The following is a 1073-nucleotide window of genomic DNA, read 5'->3' on the forward strand; positions in this document are numbered from 1 at the left end:
AAGAACACCAGTGAATCTCACCCGGATACATTTTTCCCCGATCGGGCGTTTTACGGTGCCTGTGTTTACGGGGATTTGGATCACCTGGAGGAATCACTAGCAGAAGGAGTCAATGTCAATGCTGTTATGGAAGCTGATTACACAGCCTTGATGTGGGCATCCTATAATGGGCAAAAGGACGTCGTCGAACGCCTGATCAACGCCGGGGCAAATCTCAACGCTGCCTGTTCGACGGGTGCAACCGCACTGTTTGTCGCTGCCCAGGAAAATAAACCCGAGTGTGTGAAACTCTTGGTCGAAGCCAAGGCGGACCTCAACGCCGACCGTTCGGATGGCGTCACTCCGCTGTTTATCGCTGCTCAGCAAAATAACACCGACTGCGTAAAAATCCTGATCAACACCGGGACAGATCCCAACGTTTCCCGGACCTCGGATGGCGCCACCGCACTGTTAGTCGCAGTCTGGGCGGGCAATACCGAATGCGTAAAACTCCTGATCGAAGCTCAGGCGGATGTCAACGCCCGGAATAAAAATGGCACCACCCCACTGTTCATAGCAGCCCAGATGGACAATATCGACTGCGTGAAACTCCTGATTAACGCCGGGGCGGATCTCGACGCTGCCATATCGAATGGCGCTACCCCGCTCTCCATCGCGGCTGAGATGGGCAATACCGACTGCGTGGAAGCCCTGATCGAGGCCGGGGCAAGGTAGGTAACTCAAGCGACGCACCATCCTGAAAATCAGCTATTATTGACTGCATGAAAAATGATCTTATAGAACCTTTCCCACCAGACTACTTTTGTCGTCTTTTGGCAAAACCACTGCAATGGGCGTGTCAGCGCTTTTGGAACTTGCATTATTTTCTTGATCTATCCTTCCTCCCTGAACACCAGAATGCAAGGGTAGAATCATCAAGCACTCACTCTTTGCAGCACCACTGTTGATAATGACATTGTCCGTCGTCTGTCTGGCTCAACCGTTGACAAAACGTTTTGTTGTCGAGCTTGAACAGAAAGCAGGTTCTCCAGGCCAGAACGTTTTTATAACACCTGACCATCACACACTGTCGT

1 protein-coding gene is annotated in these 1073 nt (G+C 51.4%); it reads left to right on the forward strand.

The window, feature by feature from the left end:
- The coding region (locus KDK17_RS12410) for an ankyrin repeat domain-containing protein (RefSeq protein WP_257288194.1) at positions 1 to 714 on the forward strand (714 nt) is incomplete at its 5' end.
- Positions 715 to 1073: the final 359 nt, after the last annotated feature.

Origin of the sequence: Endozoicomonas sp. SESOKO2 (assembly GCF_024606245.1) — a bacterium.
In the GTDB taxonomy this organism is placed as follows: Bacteria; Pseudomonadota; Gammaproteobacteria; order Pseudomonadales; family Endozoicomonadaceae; genus Endozoicomonas_A.